This window comes from Pseudomonas sp. TWR1-1-3 (genome assembly GCF_049896805.1).
In the GTDB taxonomy this organism is placed as follows: Bacteria; Pseudomonadota; Gammaproteobacteria; order Pseudomonadales; family Pseudomonadaceae; genus Aquipseudomonas; species Aquipseudomonas bubulae.
In genome coordinates this window covers 537,803-561,856 of record NZ_JAFCUZ010000002.1, presented here as the reverse complement: position 1 = coordinate 561,856, position 24,054 = coordinate 537,803, and the positions used below count along the sequence as shown (strand labels likewise).

Here is a 24,054-nt window from a genome sequence, read left to right as displayed (position 1 = left end):
CTTGGGCTCAGGCCTGCTTGAGGTACTCGACAGGGACCGGTGCCGTGCGGCTGTTTTTCTTGATAAAGGCGTCACTCAGTTCGATCACGCGGCGGTATTGCAGGTCGACGGTGATCATGTGATAGCAGTTGTCGAGCAGCACCTTGGTCACCGGCCCGCCCAGATGGCGTTCGACGTAATCGGCGTTCCAGCGGCTGGTGATATCGTCTTCAATGGAGTGCAGCACCAGGGCTTTGGTGGTGATCGAAGGCATGCGTTTTTTCACCACGGCATTCATCCGGTGCAGTTCACGCACGGTGATCCCTTCCATCGTCAACAACCCGGCATTGCTGCTTTCGCCGGCTTTCATCTGGCGCTCGACAATGGCCCTCAGGCGCTGGTTTTTAATACCGTAGGGCGGCTTTTCCTCAAAGCTGCACAGGTGCACACCAAAGGGGATCTTCATCAGCAGCGGGGTCATAAAGGCCAGCTTGTTGATGCTCCAGCCGTCATAGCGCAAGGTCGTGGAGTACATCAACAGCCCGGCGACCTGGCCCGGGTGTTCGGAGGCCAGGTACATCGACATTACCGCACCCATCGACAGCCCGCCGACGAACACCTGCTGGTGGCGCTGGCGGATCCCGGCAAAGGTCTTGCGCACGCCTTCATACCAGTCCAGCCAGCCGGTGGCCTGCAGGTCGCTGTTGTCACCGCAGTGCCCGGCCAGGGTGGGGACGTACACCGTGCACGTCCCGTCTTTTGCCAGCCCCTGGGCAACCCGACGCAACTCCGTCGGGGTGCCGGTAAGGCCGTGGATCAACAAGACCCCGACCTCACCCGTGCCGAGAACGAAACCGGTGTTGCCTTCGCCCAGATCGATCTCTGCCCCGTTCACCGTTTCATGGCCCGAGCCAGCAGGCGATCGAGCAGGGCGATGCCCAGGTCGATTTCGGCGTAGCTGATTTCCAGCGACGGCGCCAGGGTGATAACGTTCTTGTAGTAGCCGCCCACGTCGAGAATCAGACCCAGACGTTTGCCGTCGATTTCGATATCCCCCTTCATGCCTTCCTCAACCATGAAGTCGAGAGTGGCCTTGTCCGGGGTAAAACCGTCCGGGCCGCAGATTTCGCAGCGCAGGGCCAGGCCCAGGCCGTCGACGTCACCGATGATCGGGTAGCGTTTTTGCAGATCTTGCAGGCCGTCGAGGAAGTACTTGCCCTTGGCCATGACCATCGCGCCATAGTCGACTTCGCTGGTCATCTTGAACATTTCCAGGCCCACCGCAGTACCCAGCGGGTTGGAGGCGAAGGTGGAGTGGGTCGAGCCCGGCGGGAATACCTTGGGGTTGATCAGCTCTTCACGGGCCCAGATGCCGCCCAGCGGGTTGAGGCCGTTGGTCAGTGCCTTGCCGAACACGATGACGTCGGGTTTGACGTCGAAGTGTTCGATCGACCACAGCTTGCCAGTGCGCCAAAAGCCCATCTGGATTTCGTCAACCACCATGAGAATGCCGTGCTGATCCAGTACGTGCTTGAGCTCGCTGTAGAAGTTCATCGGCGGGATCACATAGCCGCCGGTGCCCTGGATCGGCTCGACGTAGAACGCGGCATATTCGCTCTGGCCGACTTTCGGGTCCCACACGCCGTTGTATTCGGTCTCGAAAAGACGGGCGAACTGTTGCACGCAGTGGCTGCCGTGCTCTTCCTTGGTCATGCCTTTTGGCCCGCGGAAGTGGTACGGGAACGGGATGAAGTTGGCGCGTTCGCCAAAGTGGCCGTAACGGCGACGGTAGCGGTAGCTCGAGGTGATCGATGAGGCGCCCAGGGTGCGGCCGTGGTAACCGCCCTCGAAGGCGAACATCAGGCTTTTGCCGTTGCTGGCGTTACGCACCACCTTCAGCGAGTCTTCGATGGATTGCGAGCCGCCGACGTTGAAGTGCACACGACCGTCGAGGCCGAACTTGTTTTTAGCGTCGACTGCAATGCGCTCCGACAGCTCGATCTTGCCCTTGTGCAGATACTGGCTGGCGATCTGCGGCAGGGTGTCGATCTGTTGCTTGAGGGCGTTGTTCAGGCGCGGGTTGGAATAACCGAAGTTGACTGCCGAGTACCACATTTGCAGGTCGAGGTAGGCCTGGTCTTCGGTGTCCCACACGTAGGAGCCTTCGCAGCGGCTAAAAATGCGCGGTGGTTCGATGTAGTGAACGGTGTCGCCGTACGAGCAGTACTTGGCTTCTTTTTCCAGAAGAATCTGGTCTTCAGGGGTAGCGATTCGAATATCAGACATGATTGAAGAGTTCCTGCTGTTCACGAGAATAGTGGGGCGCGTTGGCGGCATGGCTCGGCAGTTTGGCGAGCAGGGCCGGGAGTTCGGCAAAGGAGTCAAATCGTGCGTACGGGATACCGTTGCGCTCGCAGTGGTCGGCCAGGCTGTCCCTGGCAAAGACGAAATCGGCGCCAGAGGCCACGCACATGTCGGAGCGGCCATCGCCAATCACCAGCACGCGTTTGCCGTCGGGGGCGGATTTGCACTTGCAGTTGCCCGAGGCGGCACGGCAGGCGTCGCTGGAATAAGGGAAGTCGATGCGCCAGCTGTTCTGGTCGACCTGACGCAGGCGGTTGGCCAGGATCGGCAACAGGCTTACGTAGTTACGGGCCAGAATGCGGGCGATGGCTTGTTCGATGCCGTCACTGACGACCTCGATGGAGGCGCCAAGACCGATGACGTGGTCGACGAAGTCGGGGAAGTCAGGGTCAATCTCAACGCTGTCGAAATAGGCCAGCAGCTCGGCAGGCGTGGCTTTGACCAGCGACAGCTGGCGGCTCAGGCATTCACGCGAACCGATGTCACCCTGCAACCATTGGTCTTCGATCGCTTCCCAGCTGGGGTCGGCGAAACGTTGAAGAATGTTGTCGATGACGTCGGTACGGGTAATGGTCCCGTCGAAATCACACACGATATGCCATTGCATCATCTGCATTGTCCTGTCGAAAAGGCGCGCTTTTTGCGCTTGCCAGAGGACATAGCATTGACTGTGCCAACTATTGAAAGCCCCGTGGGCTGGGGGTTTGCGCGGATTTGACGGTGACTTTCGGGTTTGGAACTACAATTTTTGTAGCTTGCTACAAACAACATGAGTGCTTGCGCAGGCCGCGCTAAAAAGGGATTGATGCGCGCATAGAACCTCTATGGAACCCTCGTGATGAAAACTCCGGTCTGTGCTTTTTTGCTGCTCACTTTGTTGGGCGTCAGCGCGGCTGCCCATGCCGCAGACGGCCCCAGTGGGGAAGTGGGCATGGGGATTGGCTATCAGCCGTATGATCCAAGCGCCAGCCGCTACCAGACAGTGCCATTGCCGTATTTTGATGTGGACTGGGGCGATGTCAGCCTCAATACCGATGACGGCCTGACCTGGAGTGCTTTCAAGGCCGACGGCTGGAGCGCAGGGCCCGTGCTCAACTATGTGTCGGGACGCAATGCCAACGGTTCGCTGCGGGGCCTGCGCGATGTTTCAGACATGGCCATGTTCGGCGGCTTTGTGCAGTACAGCCCGGCTGACTTCTGGCGTGTCTACGCACAGCTCGGGCAGGCGGTGGGTGGTGCAGGCGGTCAAGGCGGGGTGCTGGGTCAGGTCGGGGGCGAGTTGGGTTACCCGCTGGGGCTGGGGATTATCGGCAGCAGCCAGTTGGCGGTGCACTTTGCTGATGGTCGGCAGATGTCGACCTTTTTTGGCGTAAGTGACAGCGAGGCGCAGGCGTCAGGGATTTCCGCGTACAAGGCCAGTGGCGGCCTCCAGAATGTTACCTTGACCCAGAATTTCGAGTTTCCGCTGACCGCGAACTGGTCGCTGGTGACCAGTGCCAGCTGGACACGCCTGCTGAGGGCGGCGGCGGACAGCAGCATCGTACGCGAGCAGGGCAATGTGAATCAGGGCGCGGTGCAGACGGCGGTCAGTTACAAATTCTGAAGCGGCCCTCCCAACCCTCTCCCGGAAAGAGAGGGTTGGGCTAAGGGAAAGCAGGCAGTGACTCAATGTTCCGGTTCACCATCGGCCAGCAGCGCAATCCCGCCGACAATCACCGCCACGCCTGCCCAGTGCAGTGCGCTGATTTGCTCGCCAAGGCCCAGCCAGGAGCCCATCAGCACCCCGACAAATACCAGTGAACTCAGGGGAAACGCCAGCGACAGGCTGCTGCGGCGCAATATCAGCATCCAGACAAAAAACGCGCCGAAATAACAGGCAATGGCCACCCATACTCCCGGGTTGAGCAGCACGGCCTGGAGCCACTGCAGGGTGAAGTCCATCTGTCCCAATTGATCGCCACCGATTTTGGTGGCTATTTGCCCTGCGCTCTCGAGGGCAATCAACAAGGCCCACAGCACAATCGTGCCCAAACGCCCGTGCAGCCAGCCGTTATCCGGGATTTTTAACCCGTCAGTGTTTGCCATTGCTCAACTCCTCAAGCTGCGGTGATGCAGACCAGCATCACTCCAAGGGTAATAACCAGGGTGCCCATCCAGCGCCGACGGCTGACGTGTTCGCCCAGGAACACCTTGCCGGCGAATACCACACCGCAATACGCCAGCGCAGCGGCCGGGAATAGCAAGCTCAAGGGTGCCCTGGACAGGGCCTCCAGCCAGACGAAGAACTCAATCACGTAAGCACCGACCCCAGCCCACAGCATCGGTGCACTAAATACCTGACCCCAGAAGGCATTCAGGCGAAAACCACCCTCCAGTTCCGGCAAGCGGTCCAGGCCGATTTTGAAACACAGCTGGCCGATAACATCGAGCACAATGGAAAACGCCACCAGCGCAATTACGATCAAGGACATGGGAACAGCTCCTCGAATAAATGGATCAGCGCTTCATTGGTGGTTGAGTTGCGCAGCAGATCGCTTTCACTCCAGCGCCCAGGTGCTGGCTGGTCCGATCGGGCCTCCCAGCGTTTGAGCACATTGCGGTGCGCAGCCCTGGCAAACTCACCGCAAACATCAATACCCAATACCCGCTTGCTGGTGGCCAGGGCACGAAGGGCGTGAAGCAAGTGGGTCAGGCGCATACCACCCTGATCCCAGTTGGTGGCGGCGTCTTCGCTGGCAAGCACGTCTTTGTCCACGGTAATCCAGATCGCTTCGGTGGGCAGGCTGAGGATCAGCTCCTGGAGAAAGGCCGGCCAGTCCTGGTCGGCCAGGTTGCGCCAGTGCAACAGGTTCTCGTGCTGCTCGTGCCCTGCGCCGTCGCCGATTCGGCCCCAGACCTTGGTGGGGGCATGCTGCCAGGGGAATAGTTGCAAATCGCCACGGCACAGGGCCCCGAGATTTGCGCCCTTGAACTGCGGGTTTTGCAGGTCGTCACTGCAGGGGCCGAGGGTGACGATGCGTTTGATGTTCGGCAGCTTCAAGGCGCGGTTGACCCACGAACCGCAATGGCGGCGGGGGGCAAAGCGTACCCAGTCAGGATGGTTGTCGAAGTGGATCAGGGTGATCGGTTCGGGCAAGTCCGCGAGCAAGGCCGGAGTCAGGTGGTGATAGTCGCCGGAGCCTATAAAAAAGATTTCTGGCCGCTGCGTGGAGCGTTTCGGCCGTTGTTGCAGGCGTTCAGCGAAGCGCCGGTAATTGCGTTCGGTGGACCACAGACGCAGTTGCGGCCCCAGTTCCAGCAAGTCCAGGCGTGTGGCACGACCGTCGGTCAGACGTTGCTTAATCGGTGCTTGTGAGGTCAGGCTGTGATCAAGATCGAGAATATTCAAAGTGTGATTTACCCCATGTCATCGCCGCCGATCCAGGCAGGGCGGGCTTTAAGGGGTAAATGCAAGGGGCGGGCCAAACGACTTGGCCTGTGGGGGCCGGGGTTGCCAGCGAGGTTGTCACTGCTGTTTATCTGGCAAACCGCGTCATGTGTATTGCGAGCAAGCCCGCTCCCATCGTTTCAGTGCAGGCGTACCCAAACGCTGACCAGCACGGTCGCGGCCATCAGCCAGGCTACGGCGGCCAGCGCCAGCGAGGCTTCAAGGCGCATGCGATCGACCAGCACGTACAGGGCAGCGAGGTACACGAAGTAAGGAATGATCGACCACATGCCGAACACAATGGTGGTTTTCAGGTCGTCCACCGAGCGGCCTTTGCCGACGATGTAGTGGGCGATAAGGGCAAAGGTCGGAAACAGCGGCACAAGCCCTGCGATGTAGTAGTTTTTGGTTTTGGCCAGCATGGCCAGAATGATCACCACTCCAGCGCCCAGTGCAGCTTTGAGAATCAGATCCATCAGTGCGCGAGCCCGTATTTTTTGACTTTATCAAAGAGGGTGGTCTTGGCCATGCCCAGTTCCTGGCTGGCCTGGGTCAGGTTGCCGCCGCTGCGTTGCAGGGCATCGTTGAGCAGGTTGCGTTCGAACGCTTCCACCGCCTCGGAAAACCCCAGCCCCTGTGCTGCATTGCTCCCCGGCTTTTTGAACGCCGGAAGGCCCAGGGCAAAACGTTCGGCCACGTTGCGCAGTTCCCGCACATTGCCCGGCCAGTCATGGCTCATCAGGCTGGACAGGGTCTGGTTATCCAGCTCCGGGGCCGCACGGTCGAAACGCAGTGATGATTGCTGCAGGAAGTATTCAAACAATTGCAGGATGTCTTCGCGGCGTTCGCGCAAAGGAGGCAGCTCAAGTGTGACCACGTTCAGGCGGTAGTACAGGTCGCTGCGAAACTGGCTGGCCTTGCTCAGTTGGTCGAGGTCGGATTTGGTCGCCGCGATAACCCGGCAGTCCACATCGATGCTCTGGTTGGAGCCCAGGCGCTCCAGAGTGCGCTCCTGCAAAACCCGCAGCAGTTTGATCTGCAGGTTGAGCGGCATGCTTTCCACTTCGTCGAGAAACAGCGTGCCGCCATGGGCGTGTTCGATTTTGCCGATACGGCGTTTGCCTGCCCCGGTAAAGGCGTTGGCTTCGTGGCCGAAAATTTCGCTTTCAAACAGGTTTTCCGGCAGTCCACCACAATTGAGGGCGACAAACTGCTGGGGCTGGCGGCGGCTGAAGTCGTGCAGGCAGCGGGCGACCAGCTCCTTGCCGGTACCGGTTTCACCTTCAATCAGCACGTTGGCTGAAGTATCGGCGACGTTGGCTATCAGTTCGCGCAACTGCTGCATGGCCGGCGAGCGGCCGATGATGCGTCCTTCAAGTGAATCACGCTCGGCAAGCTGGCGGCGCAGCGACCAGACTTCCCGCGCCAGGCTGCGCTGCTCCAGCGCACGACGGGCCACATCAACCAGGCGTTCGGGGGAGAAGGGTTTCTCCATAAAGTCATAGGCACCGTCACGCATGGCGCCCACGGCCATGGAAATATCGCCATGCCCGGTAATCAATACCACCGGCAGGGTGCGGTCGCGGGCCTTGAGGTGCTTGAGCAGTTCAAGACCATCCATTCCGGGCAGGCGGATATCACTGATGACGATACCCGGGAAGTTGTCGCCTACCAGCGCCAGCGCCTGTTCGGCACTGCTGACGCCTTCGCTGCGAATATCTTCGAGCGCCAGCGCCTGCTGGCAGCCGAGCAGAACATGGGGATCGTCTTCAACAATCAGGACCGTCAGGTCGTTATTCATGGCGTGTCGGCCTTAGCAGGTTGTACCAGCGGCAAAAGAAGGACAAATGCGACACCACCGGTGACCGGGAACTCGACACTGAGGCTGCCGCCGGCAGCAGCGGCCAGGCTGGCCGACAGGGTCAGGCCAAGGCCTAGACCCTGTTCGCCGGGTTTGGTGGTGAAGAAGGGTTCAAAGAGATGTTTGCGTGCTTCTGGCTCGATCCCGGGACCGTTATCGCGCACGCACAGACGGTATTTGGCGTCGTTGGGCTCGCCCGTCAGCCACAGTTGCGGTTGTGTCGCCTGACCTTGCATGGCGTCCAGGGCATTGCCAATCAGGTTGACCAGAATTTGCTCAAGTCGGGTTTGATCAATCTTGAGCGCCACCTCCGTGAAGTCTCGATGCAGTTGCACCCCTGATTCTTCCATGCGGCTGGCGAGCAGTTGCAGGGCGGCGTCAACGGCCTTGCCCAGGCAGGCCTGGCCATGATCGTCACCGCGGCGGGCGAAGGAGCGCAGGTTGGCGGTGATGCGGCCCATTCGGTCGACCAGATTGTTGATGGTGCCGAGGTTGTCCGCGGCGACCTTGAGATCACCGCGTTCAAGAAAGCGCACGGTATTGCCCGACAGCGTGCGCAAGGCCGCCAGCGGCTGGTTCAGTTCATGGGCGATGCTGGTGGACATCTGCCCGATGGCCGCCAGCTTGCCCGCCTGTACCAGTTCATCCTGGGCACGGCGCAGGGTGTCTTCGGCCTGGCGCCGCTCGCGTATCTGCCCTTTGAGCCGTTCGTTGCTGGCCCGCAGGTGGGTGGTGCGCTCGGTGATCTTGCGCTCCAGCTGGTTGTTGGCCTCTTGCAGGGCTTCCCGTGCAGCCAGTCGGGTGGCTATCACTTTGCGTCGCTCATTCCAGGCAATCAGCAAAAAGGCCAGCAAGGCAAATGCCACCGCCACCAGCATTCCCTGGTTCGCCGCTTCACGGCGCAGGTCTTGCAATGGCGTGAGCAGGGTGATGTCCCAGGGGGTGTCGTTAAGCCTGCGGGTTTGCGCCAGGTAGCTGACTTCCTGGTGGTCGGTCACCACATCGTTACTGCTGGCGAAGGTGACTTTTTCTACGCCTTCGGCGAGGTTTTCCCGCTCCAGCGGTTCCAGCTCGTTGAGCGGCCACCAGTAGTACTGCAGGCTGCGGGCCAGGCGCTCCTTGGTGTCGGCACTGAGCGGGTGGATGGACTTGAGCCGCCGGGTAGGGTCGCTGGACAGGATGATAATGCCGTTCTCGTCGCTGACGTAGGCTTCGAGACGGGCGCGTTGCCAGCGCTCCTCAAGGGCTTCGAGGCGGACTTTGATCACGGCCACGCCAATGATCTTGCCCTGCTCTTCCAGGCCGTGGGCGAGGTAGTAGCCGGGTTCACCCGAGGTACTGCCAATGCCGTAGAAGCGGCCGGGCTGGCCGCGTACGGCATCCTGAAAATAGGCGCGAAATGACAGGTCCTCGCCCAGATAACTGTCGGTATCCCGCCAGTTGCTGGTAGCCATCACGCGGCCGGTGGTGTCGAGCACATAGATGGCCCGGCTGCGGCTGCGGCGGTTCAGGCCTTCGAGGTATTGATTGACGGTGACCCGGTTCTGCACGGAGGGGTCGGCGAGCAATCGCGAAACGCTGGATTCCAGCTCCAGCAGGCTGGGCAGGTAAGTGTATTTGCCCAGCTCACTTTCAACGGTACGGGCATGCAGTTCCAGTTGGCGTTCGCCGGTTTCGCTCAGGGTACGAATACCGAAGTGTTCACTGATGCGATAGCCCGCGTAGCCCAGGCCGATCGTCAACAGGATGATCAGCAGAGGCAGCAGGAAATGACGGAGCAGGCGAGGTTTCACGGCAAGTGAGGGCGGAGCACCGCGATAAAGAGTGGGGTCGCATTTCATCACAGATGCCTTGGGTCAACCACTGCGCAGTGGTTGACCGTTCACGTAGATCCACTGTGGGAGCGGGCTTGCTCGCGATGGGAGCGGCGCGGTTCATCAGTTAACCAGGATCGCTGCCATCGCGAGCAAGCCAGCTCCCACCCAAGCCGGTGGGAGCTGAACGGGTGTTTAGTGCTGCAGGATCTTGGCGAGGAAGTGCTGGGCACGCTCGGAGCGGGCCGATACATCACCGAAAAACTCTTCTTTCTCACAGTCTTCGACGATTTTGCCCTGATCCATAAAGATCACCCGGTTGGCGACCTTGCGGGCAAAACCCATTTCGTGGGTCACGCACATCATGGTCATGCCTTCGTTGGCCAACTGCACCATGACATCGAGCACTTCGTTGACCATTTCCGGGTCAAGGGCCGAGGTCGGTTCATCAAACAGCATGACGATCGGGTCCATGGCCAGGGCGCGGGCAATCGCCACACGTTGTTGTTGCCCGCCGGAAAGCTGGCCGGGGTGCTTGTGGGCATGGGCCGACAGGCCGACGCGTTCCAGAAGCTCAAGGCCTTTTTTGGTGGCTTCAGCCTTGCTGCGGCCCAATACCTTGACCTGGGCAATGGTCAGGTTTTCGGTGATGGTCATGTGCGGGAACAGTTCGAAGTGCTGGAACACCATGCCAACCCGCGAACGCAGCTTCGGCAGGTTGGTCTTCGGGTCGGCAATGGAGGTGCCGTCAACCACGATGTCACCTTTCTGGAACGGTTCAAGGGCGTTGACGCACTTGATCAGGGTCGACTTGCCCGAGCCCGACGGGCCACAGACAACGACCACTTCGCCTTTTTTGACTTCAGTACTGCAATCGGTCAGTACCTGGAAGTCCCCGTACCACTTGTTGATGTTCTTGATCGAGATCATACGGCAAACCTTTTTTGCAGACGCTTGACCAGCAGCGAGGCGGAAAAGCTGATGATGAAATACACCAGACCGGCGAAGATCAGGAACTCATTGGAGCGGCCGATGATGTCGCCACTGGAACGCGAGGCATTGAGGAAATCCACCAGGCCAACCGTGTAGACCAGAGAGGTGTCCTGGAACAGGATAATGCTCTGTTGCAGCAGCAGCGGGGTCATTTTACGAAAGGCCTGGGGCAGGATGATCAGGCGCATGGCCTGGCCGTAGCTCATGCCCAGGGCCTTGGCTGCACCCATTTGCCCCTTGGGGATGGCCTGCACGCCTGCTCGCACGATTTCGCAGAAGTAGGCTGCTTCGAACATGACGAAGGCTACCAGGCACGACTCGAACGCCCCGATCGGGGTGTCCTTGCCGGTGATCCAGCGCAGCACGAACGGCACCGCCAGGTAGAACCAGGTAATCACCAGCAGTAGCGGGATGGAGCGGAAGTAGTTCACGTAAGCGCCGGCCAGGTTGGCCATCCACTTGCTTGACGATAAACGCATCAGGGCCAGCACGGTGCCCAGGGCCACACCACCGACAACGCCCATGACCATCAGCTTGAGGGTCATGATCATGCCGTTCCACAGGCCCGGCAGGGCGGGGACAATCCCGCTGAAATCGAAGAAGTCCATTATTTGCCCCCCAGAGACATGAGACCGGGTACGGCTACTTTTTTCTCGATCAGGCGCATCAACAGCATCAGGCTCATGTTCAGGGTGAAGTAGATCAACGTGGCCAGGGTGAAGGCTTCAAACAGGTTGGCGGAAAACTCGGCCGTCTGTTTGGTTTGTGCCAGCAGTTCCATCAAACCGATCAGCGAGGCCACGGACGAGTTCTTGAACACGTTGAGGAATTCGGAGGTGAGCGGTGGAATGATGATCCGGTAGGCCTGTGGCAGCAGCACGTTCCAGTAGATCTGCGCCATGCTGAAACCCATGGCGCGAGCCGCTGCTTCCTGGCCCCGTGGCAGGGCTTCGATACCGGTACGTACCTGTTCGCAAACACGTGCGGCGGTAAACAGGCCCAGGCACACGACAACGCTCAGATAAGCCGAAGTGGTCGGGTTGAGGTCCTGCTTGTACCATTCCTGCAGGTTGGGCGGCAGCAGATCGGGCACCAGGAAGTACCAGATAAACAGCTGCACCAGCAGCGGAACGTTACGGAAGATTTCTACGTATACCGTGGCAATGCCCGCGATAAAGCGGTTCGGCAGGGTGCGCATCACGCCCAGCAGCGAACCCAGGATCAGCGCGACAATCCAGGCGACAACAGCGATAGCGATGGTCCAGCCCAGGCCGGAAATAAACCAGTCGAGATATGTCTCGCTGCCTACGCCGGTGGACTTGAAGAACACGCTCCAGTCCCAATTGTAATTCATGCAGGGTCTCCCCTCAGATGGGTCTATAAACAAGCACTTGCTTCAGGGAATCCGTTCTCACCCGGCAGGGTCGCCGGGCACACTTAGCCCGCTCGATAACCGGCGGGTCGAGTGCTCTCTAATGCAATAAGAAGCTTAGTCCAAAGGTGGTCGACACCCCCGGGCGCAATGGCTTGCGCCCGGGGGTTTCAGCCGGCTGAAATCAGGATTTCTTTTCTTCAGCCGGTTTGTCGTCTGCTGCCTTGTCGGTAGGGGTGGCAATCAACGCTTTGAGCTCATCGCTCATCGGGAACATCAGGTTCAGGCCTTTTGGTGGAATTGGCGACTCGAACCAGGTTTTGTAGGTGTCGTTGATCTTGCCCGACTTGTAGTAGGCAACGATGGCGTCATCCACGGCCTTTTTGAATTCCGGATCGCCTTTACGCAGCATGCAGCCGTAGATTTCGTAAGACTGTGGAGTGCCGGTCACGGCCCAGTCTGTAGGCTTCTTGGCTTTGGCCATTTCACCGGCCAGCAGGGCGTCGTCCATCATGAAAGCAACAGCACGGCCCGACTCCAGCATGTTGAAGGCTTCGCCGTGGTCTTTTGCCGAGATCACGTTCATGCCCATCTGCTTGTCGGCGTTCATCGCCTTGAGGATGCGCTCGGAGGTGGTACCAGCAGTGGTCACGACGTTTTTGCCTTTCAGGTCAGCGAAGTCCTTGTAAGGCGAGTCCTTTTTGGACAGCAGGCGCGTACCGATTTCGAAGATGCCGACCGAGAAGTCGACTTGCTGTTGGCGTTCAACGTTGTTGGTGGTGGAACCACACTCAACGTCAACGGTGCCGTTCTGCACCAGCGGGATACGGGTCTGGGAGGTAACGAGGTTGTACTTGACCTTCAGGTCCGGCATGTCGAGCTGTTTTTTCAGCCCTTCAACGATAGCCAGTTGCACATCATGGGAGTAGCCAACCGGTTTGCCGGAAGCGTCCGCGATGTAGGAGAACGGAATGGAGGAGTCACGATGCCCAAGGGTGATGGTGCCGGATTCTTTGATTTTCTTCAGTGTGCCGGTCAATTCGGCTGCAAAAACTGGAGTGCTAATCAGAGCTGCAGCAATTGCTGCGCCCAAAAGTTGCGGAACGATGCGCATCGATGTTTCCTCGACATTGTTTTTTTTATTGAGCCCGTTTGCAGGCCCTTTTTTACTCAGAACGTCTCAACAGGCTAAACGCTCTGTTTAAGCATTCGGCTTAGAGTGTAGAGCATGAGTCGTGCCAGCCCTGGCATTAAAGTCTAACCTGCTGATTTATAACGATTTAAAGTTTTATGTCGGGACTTCGGTGGCATGCAGATGCCCGGAAAGCCGAATCATTGGGGGGGAGTGCGTTCGGAAAACCGAATGAAAGGCAGGCAGTGCGGGGGGGGAGGAGCGAAGGCCCGTGCAAGCTGACTCGCTCCCACGGGCCATCTAAACGCGAATTAAGCGGCCTGAACCTTGCGGTGTTTCAGGCCAAGGGTGGTCATGTACTGGCTCAGGTGGGCCTGTTCCTCGGCCGTGGTGAACAACCCAAGCTTGGTGCGGCGCCACAGGATGTCCTGTGCCTCCAGTGCCCATTCCTGGTTGCACAGGTAATCAACCTCACGGCTGTAAAGGCCGCTGCCGATATGCTCGCCCATGTCGCTCAGGCCTTGTGCACCTTCGAGCAAGCTCCAGGAGCGGTTGCCATAGGTGATTGCCCAGCGCTTGGCAATTGCGGCATCCAGCCAGCTGTATTTGCTGACCAGGGCCTCGCTCAGGGCTTTTGGCGTGGTCATGCCTTCGCCGCCGGGTAATGTCGCGCTGGCGGTCCAGCTCGGCTTGATCTGGGTGAAGTAGGGTGTCAGCTGTGCCATGGCCGATTCGGCCAGCTTGCGATAGGTGGTCAGTTTGCCGCCAAATACCGATAGAAGCGGGGCCTCGCCCGCTGCGCCAGACAATGCCAGGGTGTAGTCGCGGGTCACGGCAGAAGGGTTGTCGGACTCGTCATTGCACAGCGGGCGCACGCCGGAGTAGGTGCGCAGAATGTCGCTGCGGCTTACTTGCTGCTTGAAGTGGGCGTTAACCACATTAAGCAGGTAGTCGGTTTCTTCTTCGGTAATGCTGACCTTGGCCGGATCGCCGGTGTATTCGCGGTCAGTGGTGCCGATGATGGTGAACTGGTCCATGTACGGAATGGTGAACACAATCCGCTGGTCTTCGTTCTGCAGGATGAAGGCATTTGGCGCGTCATACAGCTTGGGCACAATCAGGTGGCTACCCTGGATCAGGCGGATGCCGTAAGGCGAGTCCAGCTTGAGGTCGTCCTTGATGAATTTGGCGACCCAGGGGCCGGCGGCATTGACCAGGGCCTTGCTGCGGATCGAAAACAGGCTGCCATCTGCACGTTCCAGGTTCAACTCCCACAAGCCCTTGTTACGGCGCGCACCGACGCAACGGGTCTGGGTGTGAACATGGGCGCCTTTTTCCCGCGCGGCCATGGCGTTGAGCACTACCAGGCGCGCGTCGTCGACCCAGCAATCGGAGTATTCAAAGCCTTTGGTGATTTCTGCTTTAAGGGGGCTGTTGGCACCGAACTTGAGGCTGGTTGAACCAGCCAGTTTTTCACGCTTGCCCAAATGGTCATACAGGAACAGGCCGGCACGGATCATCCACGCCGGGCGCAGGTGCGGTCGGTGCGGCAATACGAAACGCATCGGTTTAACGATATGCGGGGCTTTGGCCAGCAGCACTTCGCGTTCGGCCAGCGCTTCGCGCACCAGGCGGAACTCGTAATGTTCGAGGTAGCGCAGGCCACCGTGGATCAGCTTGCTGCTGGCAGAGGACGTGTGGCTGGCAAGATCGTCCTTTTCGCAAAGGAACACCGAGAGGCCGCGCCCGGCTGCATCTGCCGCAATCCCGACACCATTGATTCCACCACCAATAACGGCGATGTCGTAAACCTCAGCGAGGGGAGTGGCAGGCAAGGTGGTCAGGGGCATGGGTTGGCCTCGCGTTCTTTACGCATATTTGAATTCGAACATTAATGTTCATTTGCGAAAATATTAGCGGATAAAGGCGCGCGCAGCCAGCACCCTTCGATTGAAAAAACTCATCGAAGGGCGTCGAAAGGAAGAATTTCGAACATTTTAGTGTAGGGCAATGATTCTGCGGGAGCAGGCATTGCTCGCAATGCAGGCGCTGCGGCTCACCTGTCAGGTTGCGGTGATGCCATCGCGAGCAAGCCCGCCCCACAGCATCTGAACCCGCATCACTATCTGAGTGCGGTTACACCACTTCCAGACGAATTTTGTTCTGGGCCAGCAGTTGCGCCAGCTCCGGCACGGGCGGCTGGTCGGTGACCAGGCAATCGATCAAGGTGATCGGGCCCAGGCGGACCATTGCATTGCGGCCGAACTTGCTGGAGTCCGCTGCCAGGATAGTTTGTCGGGCATTGGCGATAATCGCCTGGGATACGCGTACTTCCTGATAGTCAAAGTCCAGCAAGCTGCCGTCAGAATCGATACCGCTGATACCAACCAAGGCGAAGTCGAACTTGAACTGGTTGATAAAGTCGACGCTGGCCTGACCGACGATGCCACCATCGCGGCGCACATTGCCGCCGGCGATCAGTACTTCGAAGTCGTCTTTTGCGCTCAGGATCGACGCAACATGCAGGTTGTTGGTGATGATTTTCAGGTGATTGTGGTTGAGCAGCGCCCGGGCAATCGACTCGGTGGTGGTGCCGATATTGATGAAAATCGAGGCGTGATCGGGAATCTGGGCGGCAATGGCTTCGCCAATGCGGCGCTTTTCATCGCGCATCTGGTCGGCCCGCATGGCGTAGGCGGTGTTCTCTACACTGGAGTCATAGGCGGCGCCACCGTGGTAGCGGCGCAACAGGTCGGCTTCTGCCAACTGGTTGATGTCACGGCGAATGGTCTGCGGCGTGACGACGAACAACTGAGCCATTTCCTCGATGCTGACATAACCGCGCTCGCGTACGAGTTCGAGGATCTGCTGTTGGCGTGGAGGCAGATTCATGGAGTTTCCTTTGGGCGGCGAAGCAAATTCACCCATGATGCCGCAGGAAAGCGTCGTCTGCTACTCGCAGGTGCCTCAAGCAACTGCGGGCGCCATAGGCGCCCGCAGATGTAATTGCCCGTACTTAGTTGCTTTCTTCGTGAGGTTCCCAGTCGCGGGTACGGCTTACGGCTTTTTTCCAGCCGGCATAGAGCTTCTCTTTGCAGCTTTCGTCCAGTGCAGGTTCGAACTCGCGCTCGATCACCGCCTTGCCGCGCAGTTCATCCAGGCTGCCCCAGAAGCCGCAAGCCAGACCCGCCAGGTAGGCAGCGCCCAAGGCCGTGGTTTCACGCATTTGCGGGCGTTCAACCTGGGTGCCGAGGATGTCGGCCTGAAACTGCATCAGGAAGTTGTTGGCTACGGCACCACCGTCTACACGCAGGGCTTTGAGGCGTTCGCCGGAGTCCTGTTGCATAGCGTCCAGTACGTCCCGTGTCTGGTAGGCAATCGACTCCAGCGCAGCACGAATGATGTGGTCTACGCGTACACCGCGAGTAAGGCCGAACAGTGCGCCACGGGCATACGGGTCCCAGTAGGGGGCACCGAGGCCGGTGAAGGCAGGCACCAGATACACGCCATTGCTGTCTTTGACTTTATTGGCGAAGTATTCGGTGTCGTGGGCGTCGTTGATGATCTTCAGTTCGTCACGCAGCCATTGCACGGTGGAACCACCGTTGAACACGGCGCCTTCCAGGGCGTAGGCCACTTCGCCGCGGGGGCCGCAGGCGATGGTGGTCAGCATGCCGTGGGTCGACTTCACGGCGTTGGCGCCGGTGTTCATCAGCAGGAAGCAGCCGGTGCCGTAGGTGTTCTTGGCCTGGCCGGGCTCGACGCACATCTGGCCAAACAGCGCGGCCTGTTGGTCGCCGGCAATGCCGCCGATGGCGATACCGCTTTTGGTGCGGCCGTAGATTTCTGAAGACGACTTCACTTCAGGCAACATTTCGCGCGGGATATCCAGCACCTCCAGCATCTTGGCATCCCACTCCAGAGTGTGGATGTTAAAGAGCATGGTGCGCGAGGCGTTGGTGTAATCGGTAACGTGGGTTTTGCCGCCGGTAAATTTCCAGATCAGCCAGCTGTCGATGGTGCCAAACAGCAGTTCGCCTTTGCGCGCCCGTTCGCGGCTGCCTTCGACGTTGTCGAGGATCCACTTCAGTTTGGTGCCGGAGAAGTACGGGTCGGTCACCAGGCCGGTGGTGTCGCTGATGTATTGCTCGTGACCGTCGCGTTTGAGCTGCTCGCAGATCTCGGTGCTGCGACGGCATTGCCAGACGATGGCGTTGTAGATCGGGCGGCCGCTTTCTTTGTCCCAGACCACCGTGGTTTCGCGCTGGTTGGTAATGCCGATGGCGGCAACCTGGTCATGATGCAGGCCGGCCTGGGCCAGGGCCTCAACCATCACGGCGCTCTGGGTGGCAAAAATCTCCATCGGGTCGTGTTCGACCCAGCCCGGTTGCGGGTAATGCTGTTGGAACTCACGTTGTGCTGTGCACACCACGTTGGCGTCACGATCGAAGATGATCGCTCGCGAACTGGTGGTGCCTTGGTCCAGCGCAATGATGTAGTTCTTATTCTGAGTGTCGGTCATTTGTTAGTGCCTTGCAGAATGAGGGAGGTTGCGGGCGCGAGACAGGTAACGGGCAGTAGGTCTCGTGCGCCCCGTTTCATCAGTCGGTATCAGGATGCCTGGGTCTTTGCAGGCGCAGCGGCTTGGGTAACCGCATCTGCCGGGGCAATGTCAGGCAAGTGCCGGGCAATCATCCCGCGATAAATGGCAGCGCCCAGACAGGCACCTACGATGGGTGCAAAAATGGGAATCAGGAAATACGGGATATCGCGCCCGCCGGTGAACGAGACGTCCCCCCAGCCAGCGAAGAAAGTCATCAGCTTGGGCCCGAAATCACGCGCAGGGTTCATCGCAAAACCGGTCAATGGGCCCATCGAGCTGCCAATGACGGCGATCAGCAAGCCGATCAGCAGGGGGGCCAATGGGCCACGGGGCAAGCCGTTTTTGTCGTCGGTCAGGGCCATGATTACGCCCATAAGGATAGCGGTTATCACAAGCTCGACGAGGAAGGCCTGCAGCGTTGTCAGCGAAGGGTGCGGGTAGGTCGAGAATACCGAGGCCAATTCCAGGCTGGCCTGGCTGCCACGTACCATCTGGTGGGCTTGTTCGTAATCGAAGAACAGGTTGCTGTAGAGCGTGTAAACCAACGCCGCTGCGCAAAAGGCCCCTGCGATCTGGGCGAGGATATAGAAAGGCAGTTTACGTTTTTCAAAATCGGTGAACAGGCACAGCGCAATGCTGACCGCCGGGTTCAGGTGTGCGCCGGAAACGCCCGCTGTCAGATAAATCGCCATGCTGACGCCAATGCCCCAGATGATGCTGATTTCCCATAGGCCAAAACTTGCGCCCGCGACCTTGAGAGCCGCAACACAGCCGGTACCGAAGAATATCAAAAGTGCGGTGCCGAGAAACTCGGCCAGGCACTGGCCTGAAAGTGTGGGGTGCTGCGATGCAGTCGACATGTAAAACCTCGTTATTGTTGTTTTTTGACGTCGTCAATCAGGGTGGCAGTGCGCCTGAGCCTGGACCGGGAACTGCGTATTTGTGTTTTACGCTGTCAGGCTGAGTCGTGTGAGTATATTCAGATTCGAAAAAATATAGACAAGAAACACTGCTGTCAAAGGTCGAAAGTGAACGGGTATTCACATTCTGACTTCAGATGAGTGCTTTGGTATTGGTTTTTATGTAAACAAAGACTACGAATTGAGAGGGGTAAAGGTAACTTTTTAGCTACATGCTGGGTCTGTAACCTCGGTTTCAGCGCCTTTTTACGGGGTAATAGCCTAAAATCGGCCATCGTATTTCTTTCTCCTCTGCAAAACTGGAGCTGTCATGACGCCTGCACTGGACCTGCTGAAAAAAGTTCGCGCCGAACATCGGGTACACAGCTATGAACACGACCCCAAGGCGGCATCCTACGGCCTGGAGGCCGCAGAAAAGCTTGGCCTGGAGCCTGCGCAAGTGTTCAAGACGCTGTTGGCCAGCAGTGAAAAGGGCGAGTTGCTGGTTGCCGTCGTACCGGTCGTCGGAAGTCTTGATTTGAAAGCGCTGGCTCAGGCAGCGGCGGTGAAGAAAGTCGAAATGGCGGACCCGGCGGCGGCTCAGCGCTCCACAGGTTATCTGCTTGGCGGGATCAGCCCGTTGGGGCAAAAGAAGCGCCTGCGTACTTTTATTGATAAAAGTGCCGAGGGTTTTTCGACTATTTTTGTCAGCGCCGGACGACGCGGGCTGGAGGTGGAACTGGCGCCTGCGGTGCTGGCAGAGCACACGCAAGCGAAGTTCGCAGAAGTAGGCAGGGCGTAAGCGCTGCCACAGGTTTTTAGTGCGCTGTGCTGAAACGCCTTACACCTGATTCGGATTGCGGGATTTGCGCCGCTATGCTGCCGCTGGTTTGAAACATCACCAGGTGTTCGGCGGCAACGCGAATGCCCACTTCAGCGCCAGGCAAGTGGTCGGCATGACTCGGGAAGATCGACTCCAGCTGGCTGCCTGTCGGCAGTTGCAGGCGATAAAGGGTCGATGCGCCGAGGAATGTCTTGCCGATGATCCGCGCCTTCAAATCGCTGTCCGGTGCGTAGACGATATCGTCCGGGCGCAGCAATACATCCACTGCACCGCCCGTTGGCCAGGTATACGCACGGTTGCCACGCAAGACACCCAGCTCGGTTTGTACCGATTCAGGTGTCAGCAACTGGCCGCGAATAAAGTAGCCCTGACCGATAAAGCTCGCCACAAAGGGCGTCTGAGGTTCGTGGTAGAGGTTGTAAGGGGTGTCCCACTGTTCAAGGCGGCCTTCCTTGAACACGCCAACATGATCGCTGACAGCGAAGGCTTCTTCCTGATCGTGTGTCACCAAAATCGCACTGGTGCCACGGGCTTTCAGGATATCGCGCACCTCGTGGCTGAGCTTGCGGCGCAGCTCGCCATCCAGATTGGAGAATGGCTCATCCAGCAACAGCAGTTGCGGCTCGGGTGCCAGGGCGCGGGCCAGGGCAACGCGTTGCTGCTGACCACCTGATAACTCGTGCGCAAAGCGTTTGCCCAGGTTTTTAAGGTTGACCAGCTCAAGCAGCTCTTCGGTCACACGGTCTTTGTTCGGGTGCTTGCGAATGCCGAAGGCAATGTTGTCGGCCACGCTCAGGTGCGGGAACAGGGCGTAGTCCTGAAACACCATACCAATACGACGTTTCTCGGGTGCCAAGGTGAAGCCGGCGCTGGAGATCACTTCGCCTGCCAGCCTGATTTCACCCTGGTGTACCGGTTCGAACCCGGCAATAGCGCGCAATGTCGTGGTTTTGCCGCACCCCGAAGAGCCCAGCAAGCAGCCGATATCACCGGCATTGAGATGCAGGTTGAGGTTTTGCACCACGCTCTGGCCCTGATACCCACAGGCCAGATCACGAAGGTTTAGCAATAGCGGCTGACTCATGCGGATTGGTACGCCGGTTGGACAAGGAATTCGAGCAGCGCTTTTTGCGCATGCAGGCGGTTTTCGGCCTGATCCCAGGCCACGGAGCGAGGGTCGTCCAGCAGGTCGACGCTGATCTCTTCGCCGCGATGAGCAGGCAGGCAGTGCATGAACAGCACGTCATCGGCCGCCAGGTCGAGCAGGGCACGGTTGACCTGATACGGGGCAAACAGTTCGAGGCGCTTGGCCGTTTCGTCTTCCTGACCCATTGATGTCCATACGTCGGTGCTCACCAGATGGGCGCCAATCACGGCATCACGCGGGTCGCGAACGATGGTAACGCGTTCGCCTGCCAGCGCCACGAACTCGGGGTTGGGCTCATAGCCTTCGGGGCAGGCAACACGCAGGTTGAAGTCAAACTGGATAGCCGCTTCTATATAGCTGTTGCACATGTTGTTGCCGTCACCAATCCAGGCCACGGTCTTGCCCTTGATCGATCCGCGATGCTCAAGAAAGGTCTGCATGTCAGCCAGCAGCTGGCATGGGTGCAGGTCGTCCGACAGGCCATTGATAACCGGTACGCGGGAATTGGCCGCAAACTCGGTCAGGGTGCTGTGGGCGAAGGTGCGGATCATGACGGCGTCAAGCATGCGTGACATGACGATGGCGCAGTCGCCTATCGGTTCGCCACGACCCAGTTGGGTATCTCGTGGTGACAGAAAAATGGCCTGGCCACCGAGCTGGATCATGCCAGCTTCAAATGACAGGCGGGTGCGGGTCGATGATTTTTCGAAAATCATGCCCAGTACGCGACCTTTCAAGGGTTCGAACAGAACGCTGCGCTGGCGCAGGTCCTTAAGCTCGATGCCGCGGCGAATCACGCTGACTAGCTCTTCGGGAGTGCAATCCATCAGGGAGAGAAAGTGCCTTGCGCTCATCATTAACTACCTTTTTTTGCAACGATCGCAGATGCTCAAGGCCGGGGTTTTCGGAAAAACGGGCGAGACCTGCGGCGAAAGCCGCACGGGGCGACGAAATAGGGGAAGGCGCGATCTTATAAGGAAATGTCGCGTCTTGCCAATAAGGGTCATATGTATAGAGGTTTGAGCGGGTCTTGCGCTGCATGAGCCACATCAGGCGGTTTGCCTTACCTCAGCTGCCCATTTGTACACTGCCGTGGCGTAGCTTGGCAATTGCGAGGGGGGGCGAGGTCGTCGTATTTGTCATCGCTGGCGAGGAGCGACGGCTGCGATGGCGTTGGCAGCATTCCTGTCATGAGGCGGGCTTTAACTGCTCGCAGCCATCGTTTCTCGGCAGGGACAACAAGCTTTGTGGAGGGAGCAGGGGCATACTATTGTCTGTCGGGGAGACCGAGCGTCGCGCTCGGCTTTCCGTTACAATGCGCCACCGTGCCGACATCTGCGTCGGAAAGTTCAGCCGAGGTGCTCCATGGATATCATCGAAACTATTAAAGACCAGATTGCCAACAACACCATTCTGCTCTACATGAAAGGCTCCCCGAATGCCCCGCAGTGCGGCTTTTCGGCTAAAGCTGCTCAGGCAGTCATGGGGTGTGGCGAGAAGTTCGCTTACGTGGACATCCTCCAGAATCCTGAAATTCGTGCCAATCTGCCAAAGTACGCCAACTGGCCAACTTTCCCGCAATTGTGGGTAGGTGGCGAGCTGGTTGGCGGTAGCGACATCATGGCTGAAATGGCCGCTGATGGTTCTTTGCAGGCTTTGATCAAAGAAGCTGTCGAGAAAGCCGCAGCAAACAAGACTGAAGCCTGATATCAGTCGCGTCGTGACAGTTGTTTTGTCGCACGCATAAAAAAGCCCCGCCTCTGTGATAAACAAGGCGGGGCTTTTTAATGGGTGTTAGTTACTCACCCATTTGCGATTGCAGGTAATTCTCAATACCCACTTTGTCGATCAGGCCCAACTGAGTTTCCAGCCAGTCGATATGTTCTTCTTCCGACTCAAGAATATCTTCGAGCATTTCCCGGCTGCCAAAGTCACCAACTACTTCACAATGCGCAATGGCGGCCTTGAGGTCGGCGTGGCCAGTCTTCTCGATGCGCAGGTCACACTCCAGCATTTCCTTGGTGTGCTCGCCGATATGCAGCTTGCCCAAGTCCTGTACGTTTGGCAGGCCTTCCAGGAACAGGATGCGTTTAATCAGTTTGTCCGCGTGTTTCATCTCGTCGATGGACTCGTGGTACTCATGCGCGCCCAACTTCTCCAGGCCCCAATCCTGATACATGCGTGCATGCAGGAAGTATTGGTTGATTGCGACCAGTTCGTTGCCGAGAATTTTGTTGAGGTGCTGAATAACCGAAATGTCGCCTTTCATGGCTGGGGCCTGCCTTAATTAACTGTATATAGGGCAGAGTTTGATCCGCACCTTGCAGACTGTCAAACCTAAGTATTTGAATAATAAATGAAAATTAATCGGAATAAGAATGTTTGTGTTCCGCGTCTTGGGCCTAAGCACTTGAATTCTGGGCATAAAAAAACCGGACGCTATGTCCGGTTCTTTGGAATTGGTTAATCAGGCGACTGAAAATTCTGCCGGGAAACTCATGACAGCCTGGCTGGCTTGCAGCGAGGAAAGGGTTTCACGAACCACTTGCTTGGCCAGACAGGCACATTTGCCACATTGGCTGGCAACACCTGTCGCTTCACGCACTTCACGGTAACTGCAGCAACCGTCGTAGATTGCGTCGCGGATTTTTCCATCGGTGACGCCAGTGCAAAGGCAAACGTACATAAATAAGAACCATCGCTGGTTGGGATTCAATGCCAAGGATCTTAATGTTAACGAGAATGATTGTCAAAGTACCTTGAGTCTCAATTGAGGGTCTCAGGCACTGTGCTGACGAACGGTTCTTTTGAGCGCTTTCGGGCGGGTGAAAAAGGGTGCCTGCCAGTTCCGACGAGCGGTGTATGATGACCGGTCTTTTTACCCGGGAGCTGATTGCCTGGCGTCGTTTTCAACGGCTGCCCAATCAGGTTCTGTTTTTCACGCTGCACACCAGGAGATATCCAATGAGCGTACTCGTAGGCAAACAAGCCCCTGACTTCACCGTCGCCGCCGTACTTGGCACTGGCGAAATCGTTGACAGCTTCACGCTGTCCTCCGCCATCAAAGGCAAATATGGCCTGGTGTTCTTCTACCCACTGGACTTCACTTTCGTATGCCCGTCCGAGCTGATCGCACTGGATCACCGTATTCCTGAGTTCCAGGCGCGCAATGTTGAAGTGGTTGCGGTGTCCATCGACTCCCATTTCACCCACAACGCATGGCGCAACACGCCAGTGAACAATGGCGGCATCGGCCAGGTGAAATACACCATGGCTGCCGACATCAATCACGCCATCTGCAAGGCCTACGACGTTGAAACCGAAGGCGGCGTGGCTCTGCGCGGCGCGTTCCTGATCGACGACAAAGGCGTTGTGCGCTCGCAGATCGTCAACGACCTGCCACTGGGCCGCAACATGGACGAGCTGCTGCGTCTGGTTGACGCCCTGCAATTCCACGAAGAGCACGGCGAAGTTTGCCCGGCCAACTGGAAAAAAGGCGACAAGGGCATGACCGCTTCGACTGCAGGTGTTGCGGCTTACCTGACTGAAAATGCTGACCAGCTGTAATCGTCAGTTTCAGGCATAAAAAAACCGGACCCAGTGTCCGGTTTTTTTATGG

25 protein-coding genes are annotated in these 24,054 nt (G+C 58.2%); 4 read left to right on the top strand and 21 right to left on the bottom strand.

All coding sequences use genetic code 11. The annotated features are described in order from the left end of the window. Positions 1-7: 7 nt before the first annotated feature. Genes ACP7BE_RS10110 through ACP7BE_RS10100 form a run of 3 tightly spaced genes read right to left on the bottom strand, consistent with a single transcriptional unit; the run spans position 8 to position 2,953 of the window. Positions 8-874 (bottom strand): alpha/beta hydrolase, encoded by an 867-nt coding sequence (locus tag ACP7BE_RS10110; protein WP_095001418.1) that lies wholly within the window; start codon positions 872-874, stop codon positions 8-10. Beyond that, the gene (locus ACP7BE_RS10105) at positions 871-2,265 is read right to left on the bottom strand and encodes an aspartate aminotransferase family protein (protein WP_426105716.1); all 1,395 of its coding nucleotides are present in this window, start codon (positions 2,263-2,265) and stop codon (positions 871-873) included. Before ACP7BE_RS10105 ends, ACP7BE_RS10110 begins: the two co-directional genes overlap by 4 nt. Continuing rightward, the gene (locus tag ACP7BE_RS10100; protein ID WP_095031948.1) at positions 2,258-2,953 is read right to left on the bottom strand and encodes an MtnX-like HAD-IB family phosphatase; all 696 of its coding nucleotides are present in this window, start codon (positions 2,951-2,953) and stop codon (positions 2,258-2,260) included. Before ACP7BE_RS10100 ends, ACP7BE_RS10105 begins: the two co-directional genes overlap by 8 nt. 228 nt (positions 2,954-3,181) lie before the next feature. On the opposite strand from ACP7BE_RS10100, the gene ACP7BE_RS10095 reads away from it, so the two are divergent. Beyond that, positions 3,182-3,946 (top strand): MipA/OmpV family protein, encoded by a 765-nt coding sequence (locus ACP7BE_RS10095; protein ID WP_095001415.1) that lies wholly within the window; start codon positions 3,182-3,184, stop codon positions 3,944-3,946. A 62-nt stretch (positions 3,947-4,008) separates the two neighbouring features. On the opposite strand, the gene ACP7BE_RS10090 is transcribed toward ACP7BE_RS10095, so the two are convergent. The 14 genes from ACP7BE_RS10090 to ACP7BE_RS10025 all read right to left on the bottom strand — a co-directional run bounded on the left by ACP7BE_RS10090 (position 4,009) and on the right by ACP7BE_RS10025 (position 18,405). Further along, positions 4,009-4,428: a transporter gene (locus tag ACP7BE_RS10090; RefSeq protein WP_095038558.1), complete on the bottom strand. Its 420-nt coding sequence runs from the start codon at positions 4,426-4,428 to the stop codon at positions 4,009-4,011. An 11-nt stretch (positions 4,429-4,439) separates the two neighbouring features. Next, a complete protein-coding gene (locus ACP7BE_RS10085; protein ID WP_095001413.1) occupies positions 4,440-4,814 on the bottom strand; it encodes an EamA family transporter in 375 nt (124 codons plus the stop codon). Beyond that, on the bottom strand, positions 4,805-5,731 hold the full coding sequence (locus tag ACP7BE_RS10080) for an arginase (protein ID WP_426105713.1): 927 nt from the start codon (positions 5,729-5,731) through the stop codon (positions 4,805-4,807). The genes ACP7BE_RS10085 and ACP7BE_RS10080 overlap by 10 nt, the downstream gene beginning before the upstream one ends. Before the next feature lie 179 nt (positions 5,732-5,910). After that, positions 5,911-6,237, bottom strand: coding sequence for a GlpM family protein (locus ACP7BE_RS10075; RefSeq protein WP_169844883.1), 327 nt, complete (start codon positions 6,235-6,237; stop codon positions 5,911-5,913). A gap of 8 nt (positions 6,238-6,245) precedes the next feature. Then, positions 6,246-7,571 carry a sigma-54-dependent transcriptional regulator gene (locus ACP7BE_RS10070; RefSeq protein ID WP_095001411.1) on the bottom strand — a complete coding sequence of 442 codons (1,326 nt, stop codon included), beginning with the start codon at positions 7,569-7,571 and terminating at the stop codon, positions 6,246-6,248. After that, positions 7,568-9,472, bottom strand: a complete 1,905-nt coding sequence (locus tag ACP7BE_RS10065; protein ID WP_095001410.1) for a sensor histidine kinase — start codon at positions 9,470-9,472, stop codon at positions 7,568-7,570. The genes ACP7BE_RS10070 and ACP7BE_RS10065 overlap by 4 nt, the downstream gene beginning before the upstream one ends. 168 nt (positions 9,473-9,640) lie before the next feature. After that, positions 9,641-10,375: an amino acid ABC transporter ATP-binding protein gene (locus ACP7BE_RS10060; RefSeq protein WP_016779681.1), complete on the bottom strand. Its 735-nt coding sequence runs from the start codon at positions 10,373-10,375 to the stop codon at positions 9,641-9,643. Continuing rightward, entirely contained in the window at positions 10,372-11,046 is a 675-nt protein-coding gene (locus tag ACP7BE_RS10055) for an amino acid ABC transporter permease (protein ID WP_019823564.1), read from the bottom strand. The genes ACP7BE_RS10060 and ACP7BE_RS10055 overlap by 4 nt, the downstream gene beginning before the upstream one ends. After that, on the bottom strand, positions 11,046-11,792 hold the full coding sequence (locus ACP7BE_RS10050; RefSeq protein WP_016779683.1) for an amino acid ABC transporter permease: 747 nt from the start codon (positions 11,790-11,792) through the stop codon (positions 11,046-11,048). The genes ACP7BE_RS10055 and ACP7BE_RS10050 overlap by 1 nt, the downstream gene beginning before the upstream one ends. A 202-nt stretch (positions 11,793-11,994) precedes the next feature. Continuing rightward, on the bottom strand, positions 11,995-12,924 hold the full coding sequence (locus ACP7BE_RS10045) for a glutamate/aspartate ABC transporter substrate-binding protein (RefSeq protein WP_095001409.1): 930 nt from the start codon (positions 12,922-12,924) through the stop codon (positions 11,995-11,997). A 329-nt stretch (positions 12,925-13,253) separates the two neighbouring features. Further along, complete coding sequence (gene glpD / locus ACP7BE_RS10040; protein WP_150629285.1) at positions 13,254-14,792, bottom strand: glycerol-3-phosphate dehydrogenase; 1,539 nt, start codon at positions 14,790-14,792, stop codon at positions 13,254-13,256. A 286-nt stretch (positions 14,793-15,078) separates the two neighbouring features. After that, positions 15,079-15,834 (bottom strand): DeoR family transcriptional regulator, encoded by a 756-nt coding sequence (locus tag ACP7BE_RS10035; protein ID WP_019823558.1) that lies wholly within the window; start codon positions 15,832-15,834, stop codon positions 15,079-15,081. Between the two features lie 124 nt (positions 15,835-15,958). Continuing rightward, a complete protein-coding gene (gene glpK, locus ACP7BE_RS10030; RefSeq protein ID WP_095001407.1) occupies positions 15,959-17,464 on the bottom strand; it encodes a glycerol kinase GlpK in 1,506 nt (501 codons plus the stop codon). Between the two features lie 89 nt (positions 17,465-17,553). Then, entirely contained in the window at positions 17,554-18,405 is an 852-nt protein-coding gene (locus ACP7BE_RS10025) for an MIP/aquaporin family protein (protein ID WP_095001406.1), read from the bottom strand. A gap of 370 nt (positions 18,406-18,775) precedes the next feature. On the opposite strand from ACP7BE_RS10025, the gene ybaK reads away from it, so the two are divergent. Further along, positions 18,776-19,246: a Cys-tRNA(Pro) deacylase gene (gene ybaK / locus ACP7BE_RS10020; RefSeq protein WP_426105707.1), complete on the top strand. Its 471-nt coding sequence runs from the start codon at positions 18,776-18,778 to the stop codon at positions 19,244-19,246. Between the two features lie 16 nt (positions 19,247-19,262). On the opposite strand, the gene ACP7BE_RS10015 is transcribed toward ybaK, so the two are convergent. Both ACP7BE_RS10015 and argF read right to left on the bottom strand, forming a co-directional pair. Then, a complete protein-coding gene (locus ACP7BE_RS10015; protein WP_095001404.1) occupies positions 19,263-20,372 on the bottom strand; it encodes an ABC transporter ATP-binding protein in 1,110 nt (369 codons plus the stop codon). Then, positions 20,369-21,289, bottom strand: a complete 921-nt coding sequence (argF, locus tag ACP7BE_RS10010) for an ornithine carbamoyltransferase (RefSeq protein ID WP_095019465.1) — start codon at positions 21,287-21,289, stop codon at positions 20,369-20,371. Before argF ends, ACP7BE_RS10015 begins: the two co-directional genes overlap by 4 nt. Positions 21,290-21,800: 511 nt before the next feature. Between argF and grxD the strand changes: the two genes are divergently transcribed. Beyond that, positions 21,801-22,142, top strand: coding sequence for a Grx4 family monothiol glutaredoxin (grxD, locus tag ACP7BE_RS10005; RefSeq protein WP_016779691.1), 342 nt, complete (start codon positions 21,801-21,803; stop codon positions 22,140-22,142). 91 nt (positions 22,143-22,233) lie between these two features. On the opposite strand, the gene bfr is transcribed toward grxD, so the two are convergent. Both bfr and ACP7BE_RS09995 read right to left on the bottom strand, forming a co-directional pair. Continuing rightward, the gene (gene bfr, locus ACP7BE_RS10000) at positions 22,234-22,704 is read right to left on the bottom strand and encodes a bacterioferritin (protein ID WP_016779692.1); all 471 of its coding nucleotides are present in this window, start codon (positions 22,702-22,704) and stop codon (positions 22,234-22,236) included. A gap of 198 nt (positions 22,705-22,902) precedes the next feature. Beyond that, complete coding sequence (locus ACP7BE_RS09995; RefSeq protein ID WP_016779693.1) at positions 22,903-23,121, bottom strand: bacterioferritin-associated ferredoxin; 219 nt, start codon at positions 23,119-23,121, stop codon at positions 22,903-22,905. A 278-nt stretch (positions 23,122-23,399) separates the two neighbouring features. Here ACP7BE_RS09995 and ACP7BE_RS09990 point away from each other — a divergent pair, with 278 nt between their 5' ends. Beyond that, positions 23,400-24,002 carry a peroxiredoxin gene (locus tag ACP7BE_RS09990; RefSeq protein ID WP_095001402.1) on the top strand — a complete coding sequence of 201 codons (603 nt, stop codon included), beginning with the start codon at positions 23,400-23,402 and terminating at the stop codon, positions 24,000-24,002. The last annotated feature ends 52 nt before the right edge of the window (positions 24,003-24,054 follow it).